General features: G+C 45.8%; 4 protein-coding genes and 2 pseudogenes. 3 read left to right on the top strand and 3 right to left on the bottom strand.

Annotated features, from left to right (window positions below; genetic code table 11):
* The 3 genes and pseudogenes from ACKTT2_RS01125 to ACKTT2_RS01115 all read right to left on the bottom strand — a co-directional run.
* Positions 1 to 289: two-partner secretion domain-containing protein (locus ACKTT2_RS01125; RefSeq protein ID WP_407883109.1), on the bottom strand; the 289-nt coding region annotated here is incomplete at its 3' end.
* A gap of 755 nt (positions 290 to 1044) precedes the next feature.
* Positions 1045 to 3696, bottom strand: coding sequence for a CHAT domain-containing protein (locus ACKTT2_RS01120; RefSeq protein WP_407883107.1), 2652 nt, complete (start codon positions 3694 to 3696; stop codon positions 1045 to 1047).
* A 740-nt stretch (positions 3697 to 4436) separates the two neighbouring features.
* Positions 4437 to 4853: pseudogene (locus ACKTT2_RS01115) on the bottom strand (filamentous hemagglutinin N-terminal domain-containing protein); the annotation flags it as partial.
* Between the two features lie 907 nt (positions 4854 to 5760).
* Here ACKTT2_RS01115 and ACKTT2_RS01110 point away from each other — a divergent pair.
* The 3 genes and pseudogenes from ACKTT2_RS01110 to ACKTT2_RS01100 all read left to right on the top strand — a co-directional run.
* A complete protein-coding gene (locus tag ACKTT2_RS01110; RefSeq protein ID WP_407883105.1) occupies positions 5761 to 6579 on the top strand; it encodes an alpha/beta fold hydrolase in 819 nt (272 codons plus the stop codon).
* Between the two features lie 27 nt (positions 6580 to 6606).
* The gene (locus ACKTT2_RS01105; RefSeq protein ID WP_407883103.1) at positions 6607 to 7164 is read left to right on the top strand and encodes a cytochrome P460 family protein; all 558 of its coding nucleotides are present in this window, start codon (positions 6607 to 6609) and stop codon (positions 7162 to 7164) included.
* A gap of 181 nt (positions 7165 to 7345) precedes the next feature.
* Positions 7346 to 7653, top strand: a pseudogene (locus ACKTT2_RS01100) (hypothetical protein); the annotation flags it as partial.

Genomic DNA, 7653 nt, shown 5'->3' with positions numbered 1-7653 from the left:
AGACTGACCCACCTGTGACGCGGCTGAAAATGTTCTGCACGTCAGCGGCATTGTTGAAATAGGCAGACCCACCTGTAGGAATCGAAAATTGACTGAAGCTGTGGAACAGGTTGCCGCCTCGTCTGGCTCCGCCATCAATTTGCACGTTGGGATTACCTGTGACTTGCGAGCGCTCCCCCGCAGGCAGCGTCGCATCAGGAATCACCTGAGCCGCGAGCGACTGAACATAGAGCAATCCACTCACAATACTGCCTATCAAAATCCATGCTTTCAAGTGCGATCGGTTCATTTTGCTACCCTCATACCATTGTTGCGATTAGCAGGAGAGGACGGCTCCTGATGCGATCGCTTACAGCCATTTTCATTTGCATTAACTACCCCCCACCCCCCAATCCACAAAACTGTGACTGATTCATTTGAAAAGCGCTTAAGCCAGAATATAAGAATCGACTGCATCAAACCACACAATATAAGTAATTTAGCATGATCGCGTCAATTTGTAAGCTGTACTTTGGTTTGAACTTGGATACCAACTTTAGTTGGAGCCCGGTCGCCATTTTGAGATGGATTGCTTCATCAATCGTTTGTTAGAAAGAAATGTGAACTCCGAGTGGACGACAAGTGAGCATCAATTGCCTATATTCAACTCATGTAAACGCAGCAATACTCTCAATGAAATTCACAGCCATTTTCATTTGCATTAACCACACCCCATGAAAGCCAATCAAAAAATTGAGGTAAAACCAATGTCTCAAACTCTACGCACTCAATTTAATTCTATTGTTTCAATGGATGAATATCGCCGACAGATTAGTTTTGATCTGCCTCAATCTCAATTGAAGCAGCAAGCACTGCTATGAAGTAATTCGACAAATATTGAATACACAATCAAGGAAATCTAACGCTCTTTTATGACTCTCGTAAGAGTATTATAAAGAAACGGTTAAACAGTGAAAATCAATAAAACGCGATCGACTGACTACTTCCTAATATCGTTCAGTTAACATTAGCCTTTACAACCTTTTTACCTGAAAATGGCTGTAATTACAGCCAATTTCCTAAGAGAACAAACGGTGCCCAGTAATAAGGAGAACTATAATCTTCTTGGTGTAACAAAGCAACTTGAGCGCGACGCAAAGCTTCGGCTTTCGTAACTCCCGGTTTACTTAACTGATGGTAGAACTCAATCATCAGTGATGCTGTAGAAAGATCGCTAACCGACCACAAAGAAGCAACCGTGCTTCGCGCTCCTGATTGTACGGCAAAACCAGCCATTCCTAATGCCGCCCGTCGATCGCCAACTGCTGTTTGACAAGCGCTCAGGACTAGCAATTCAATTGGGCTGAGTTTTCCTTCTTTAGAACGCAGCAGTTGGTTCATTTGTTTGACATTGATACGTCCATCCCAGGTTAAGATAAAGGTATCGTCAATGTTAGAACTAAACTGACCGTGGGTTGCCAAGTGGACGATTGATACAGGAGTGCCATCAACCCGCTTTTGAAAGGTCTGATTGGTAAACGAGCGATCGAGAAGCACCATCGCCGGAATTTCTGCTTCAATTTGGTTAATCTCAACCGCAACATTCGGCAATGCTGAAAAATTCTCACGCGCTTGACTCAGACCTGCTAATAATCCTCTAGAGTGCTGAGCTTCTAAGGGTTTGGGTCCGAGTAGTTGTAGACCGGGCGTTAGTACGATGCTATACTTCTCGACGAGATACTGCTGTCCATCGTGAAGCGTTGCCATTGGCAGATTGCGGAGCAAGCCATCTGGAACAAACACGAGGGTTTTGACGCCACTTGCCTCTATCTGAGACTTTTGAGGACGCAAAAGCAAATTATAAACTTCTTGAGCTACGGGCAACCAATCTTCCACAAAAGCTGTCTCTCTTAGAGATTCGCGCATTTGCTTGAAAATTTGCTCCACTTTTACTTCAGCCAGAGGTATCTGGTGATAGCGCAAGGATTGGTTAGGTAAAGACAGGATAACAGCGAACTTATTGGGCAAAATAATGGGGTAAATGACAGCAGCTTGTGGATCGATCTGGTCAATTTGTACGGGATTAGCCTTGATACACGCTTCTCGGAAGTAGTTATCGAGTTCTGCCAACTGCAATGCTTCAATGACCTCGCGAGCTTTTCTGAGGTTTACTTGGCTCGGTTCATTCGCCGAATGGGAAGATGGGGGGGTGAGCAAAAGCTCAACCAACTGTCGATAGACAGGTTCTACGTTTTCTCTAAATGAAAACTGTACATCTTGATTGACGGCGACAAGATCGCTGCGAAGGGATTGCAGCGTTTGGACTGCTTCTGAATACGCAGAGATTGCATTTTGTAAATTTCCGGTAGAGTTACACTGTTGTGTGCCTTGACAAAAAATTCGTCCTATCTGCCAATGCCACTGATAGGAAATGTCAGATGCATCAACTGACTGAGCCAAGCTGAGGGCTTGTTCTGTAAGGGTTTTAGCGCTATCCCATTGATGGGTGCTTTCATACAGACTTCCTAGTGTACCAAGGGCATAGGATTCGGTACGAGGATCTTTCAGGGTGCGGGCTTGTTGAACAGCTGTGGCTAGTTCTTGAACGGAGGTACTGAGGAGATGAGAGGATATGGTTACTCCTGCTTTGTTCTTCATCTTAACTAAGCTTTGAGCCAAATTGATTCGAGCATAAGCAGCCAAACGACCCGGTGGCAACTCGGCTAGCTGCGACTGAATTTGAGGTAACAACTTTTGAGTGTCCGCCCATTGATTTGTTTCAACTAGTAGGCTTAACTGCACGAGCTGAATTTGAGCTTTTGCTGTGAGTGAGGGAGCGGTGGTGACTGCTTTGTGATAATATATCAAAGCTGTATCTGTCTGTTGTTGGATACGAGCAGTATTTCCCAAACTTATCAGAATGCCACTGATATCTGAGGCAGATTGATTTGAGGGAACTTGCTTTTTGTCTCGGAGTTTTTCAGCCATCGCTAAGCTTTGCTCTAAGACAGTCCGAGATTTTGCTAGGTTGCCTACTAGCCTCAAAACTTTGCCAAGGTTTCGCAAACCAGTTACCTTAAGACGCGAATCGGGCTGCTTTTGAAGGGATTGTTCCACTTGAGTTAGAAGAGTCGTTGCTTGTCTGTAAAGTCCCTCTGCTTGTAAAGCTCTCGCTTGGTTAATTTGGCTACCAAGCATTCCACTGGGATCGTTGGCTTTTTTGTAAGCCGTTTCGGCTTTTTGCCAAGTTTCCAAGGCGTCTGATGCTTTACCTTGAGCTAGTTGTAATTTTCCTCGCACGGTGAGGACTTGGGCGAGAACGTATGAAGTATCTGGATTGGGATCGGAATTTTGAGTGTTTAGCAGCGAAATCGCACGCTCGCTCGCTTCATTTCCTTGAGTCCACTGTCCGAGATCTTCAAAGGCAGTGGCAAGAAAGTTAAGCACGAGGGCTTGATTGAGGCGATCCCCCATACGATTATATATGGTTGCGGCTTGTTGCCCTAGAGCGATCGCTTCTGAATATTGTCCTGCTTGATAACGGGCTTCTGCTTGTTCCACGAGTTGAGCAGGTGAAGCAGTCGTAGAGGGAGCGACGAAATTTGAGGTAATTTCTTCCTGCTGCTTTTTATGATTTGCCCCGATCCAGTTGCCAGTTTTATCTACCGCAACAGCAATTGAGGCATGGAGACTAATAGCAAAGATCAGTCCTACCAAAGTGACTCGAAGAAATGTTAGCCATCCCCTTGTTAAAAATAGGTTGTGCAATATGGACTTTCTTTGATGAATTTGCTTGTTCAAGTGACCCCCATTCATCTATAGCGCTTTTCAATTGAGTGCAATACATAAAAAAGTTTGGAACCGCAACCTGTAGCGGACGAACGCAGATAAATTTGTACTTCATTCAAGTGAGAATCGCTATAGTTGTGCTGATTTTTTGAAGCAATTCACGATCTCCCCTGACAAGTTCTTACTCCCTTTGGGCTCTAAAATTCCACTCACTTTGTAGGTGGGGCTATGCCCTGCAACGGCGAATGTGCGGCATAGCCCTACCTACCTGTAATGGTAGTCTTCTGGCGGTTCGGGAGTAACTGATTTGACGGATACAGCTTTGTTATTTCGGGCGTATCGGCGACAAGTACAATCTCTCCGGTGGGGCTAATGTGCCATCGGGTCGCTTCTACCAACACTGTTGAAGAACTTTGTTGACTCTGGGGTGGAGAAGCCCTTGCAGGTAAAGGATTTTCTGAGGAAGAATTTTGGGGTAGGGAAGCAACTGTTAACCGACTTCGGTCAAGCCAGTCTGCGTCATCGTCTAATTGTTGTTCGGGAGTGGGAGGTAAACCACCCCGACCAGTGATGACGAAAGAATTGCCTTCGTTAGCGGGACAGCCAGTTGCAATCAACCGCGACCGATCTACAAATTCAATCGGTAATTCAACTAAACCAGCAGAACGATCTGCAGTACTGGCAACAAACGAACCGCCAATGTTGAGTGACGCATTAGGATCAAACACAATACCATTGGGATTGAGCAAGAACAAGTTTGCTGTACCGTTGGCTCGGATTAATCCATTAATATTGAAAATTGACCCACCTGTAACTCGTGTTAGGATGTTCTGAATGTCAGCAGCATTGTTGAAGTAGGCAGAACCTCCGGTGGGTATGGAAAACTGCTGAAAGCTGTGGAAGAGATTGCCCCCCCGCCTTGCTCCGCCGTCTATCTGAAAGTTGGGATTGCCTGTAACTTGCGTTTGCTCTGTAGCCGACAGTGTATTATCGGGAATCATTTGAGCGGCGCTCTGTTGAGTACAGTAAAGCACACTCCACGCGCTGCCAATTAAGAACCATAATTTTAGATGCCACCCGTTCATAAAAACTGTTTTGCCCTCCGCATCCTAACGACAACGCCTACCAATTCTCTAAAATCCGGCAACACATTCAAACTCCGAAACCTCAACCAGATATGACTTTTTTAATTACGAATTCCGAATTCGGAGCGGGCACTGGTTACAAAAGCTTAAATAATAATAGCGAGCGCTAAGAGTATTTATGACAAAGCCTTCAACTTTATTAACACAAGCTTGAGAGTTCTTTAGACGATAAGCCGCAAGCACTACGCACTCAATCTGCGAGCGTGTGGGGATCTGAAGAATTGTCAGTTTCAGGATTAGTACTCAAGTTGGAATTTGAATTCCAACTTGAGTTGGAGCCAAGCTTTGATTTTGAGATGGACTCATTCATCAATCACTTGATTGAATAAAAGTTTCAACTTTCAGTGGACGACAAGTTTAGGGTTTATTGTATATGTTGAATTTATGCAAACACTAATATAGCCATCCTAAATCATGGATGAGAAGTTTGGAAATAATTGAGCGATGTTCTTAATTGCTACTACACAAACAAAGTCAACCTCCGTGGATTTTCTAGAATAAACCGTGGCAATCGCTCTCTAAAAAATTGGATTTTATACTCCGTTTTTTACATCATTTTAAGCACTATTGCTTATTGAAAAATTGTTAGTAACCTTAACCTGTCACAGATGCCAGTCGTCGTCTTTTTGAGGGGATTTTGAAAGACGAAGAGGATTGCGCGAGCGATTTGAGTGACTTGATTGCCGCGATCGCCCCTAGAAACAATTCCATTTAAGCCAAACCGAAAACCAGAAATTTGAGCAGTTCAAAGATTACCCAGAGCATCACCGCATTGCTTCATCCTAAATCTCGCCGACTGACCCGACTTTTTGCCTTTTAGCAAATTATCACAGAGGTTATCTTAGCTATGTTTTTGACACTGAGAAAAGTGCGAGGAATTTTACTGGTTTTGCTACTCGTCGGCAGTGTTGTTGTCAGTTTATTGATAAATCGTTCAGAATCTGTTGTTACACAACAGGTATCTCAAATGCCGCACCCCAAACCCTCCATTGTTATAGTTCCTGGTGGCTTCTTTGACGGTACATCATGGCAACATGTCATTTCGCTGTTGCAACAGGATAGCTACACAGTGACCGCTGTGCAAAATCCGCTGATTTCTCTGCCGGATGACATTGCCACCACTAAGCGAGTGATTGATGCCCAACACGGACCTGTTGTAGTGGTCGGTCACTCCTATGGTGGAGACGTAATTACAGCAGCAGCTGCCAACAATCCGCAAGTGAAAGCATTGATTTATGTCTCTGCTTTTGCACCAGAGCCAGACGAAAGCATTAGCCAGTTAAATGGCAAATACCCTCCTCCCCTCATTAGTACAGCCCTTGTTACCGATACAGCAGACTTCCTCTATGTCGATCGCAAGAAGTTTCATGAGGTCTTAGCTCAAGATATACCAACTGTCAAGGCGCAAGTGCTTGCAGCGACGCAAAAGCATGCGGCTAAGGCGGTTTTTGCTCAAGCAGTAGACAGCGCCGCATGGCAGTCAATTCCTTCATGGTATCTGGTGACTCAGGGAGATGGTGTTATTAACTCTGAGCTTCAGCGATTCATAGCAAAGCGAATTGGTGCTAAAACAACGGAGATCAAATCCAGCCATCTGTCTTATATCTCTCATCCAAGAGAGGTTGCCAACCTGATTATTAAAGCAGCAAGCTCTGCTGTGAAGTAATCCCAATCGCCGAATGAAGTAAGATCGATGTCTGAAAAAATCAACTATTATCGCCGTCGCTATATGAGACGGATCGCTTTATTGCTGGTTGCAATTGTAATGCTGACCAGCGTGGTTGTCTGCATAGTTCCTCCATTTCGACATGCTGATGGACAGACCGCCCCGGTCTTCGGAGGCAAAATCCCCCCTGGATATCGCGACTGGCCGTTGATCTCCGTGGCCCGCGAGAAAGGTAGCCTCAACGATATACGCGCCAAATTGGGCAATGACGTAGCGCTCGAGGCATACCGACAAGAGAAACTTCCGTTCCCGGACGGCACAATCATTGCCCGACTCGCCTGGAATTACGTCCCATCGGAGGAAAACGACAAAGCCTTTGGCGATTTCCAATCATTCGTGGCTGGCTCCCCCAAGGAGGGGGTTCAGTTTATGGTCAAGGACTCAAGAAAATACGCCTCGACCGGCGGCTGGGGATTCGCTCAATTTAACGACGGCAAACCCACTAACGTGGCGGTCAACAGCTGCTTTTCCTGCCACGCGATTGTCAAAGATCGCGACTTTGTCTTTACGCATTACGCGCCTTGAAGACCGAAGGTGCGTTAGCCAACATCGTGAGTTTCAGAAAATTTCGTGGCACCGAGATGTCGGGCAGCACACCCGAAGCTAACCTCCTGTGGTTTCCGCTGAGCATTCGTGCGCGATAGAACCAGCTTGGAGAAACATGAATGTCCGAAGAAGTCTACGCTCAAACCAAGGAGGTTAACAAATGTCCGAAAAAATCAACCATCTTCGCCGCCGCTTTTTGGGTACTGCAGCCATGACCATTGCTGCCGCCCATCTCGGCAAGCTCGGTTCTGCAGCCGCACAAGCCAGCAAGCCAAAATCGGCAGATCTGCCCACGATTAAGCCAGGAACGAATATGTCATTCACCTCACTGAAACAGATCGATGCTGGTGTCCTAAATGTCGGATACGCTGAAGCTGGTCCGGCAAATGGCCGTCCGGTAATTCTCCTGCACGGCTGGCCTTACGATATTCACAGCTATGTCGATGTCGCCCCTTTGTTAGCGGCGGC

The organism is Scytonema hankhaensis NUACC26 (genome assembly GCF_045865695.1).
GTDB lineage: Bacteria > Cyanobacteriota > Cyanobacteriia > Cyanobacteriales > Nostocaceae > Scytonema.
The sequence above is the reverse complement of the archived record's forward strand: the minus strand, read 5'-3'. Positions and strand labels throughout refer to the sequence as shown.

What these genes read in the sequence shown, in the direction of transcription:
- ACKTT2_RS01110 (WP_407883105.1), top strand. Translation starts at nt 5,761, where the DNA reads ATGTTTTTGACACTGAGAAAAGTGCGAGGAATTTTACTGGTTTTGCTA.
- ACKTT2_RS01105 (WP_407883103.1), top strand. Translation starts at nt 6,607, where the DNA reads ATGTCTGAAAAAATCAACTATTATCGCCGTCGCTATATGAGACGGATC.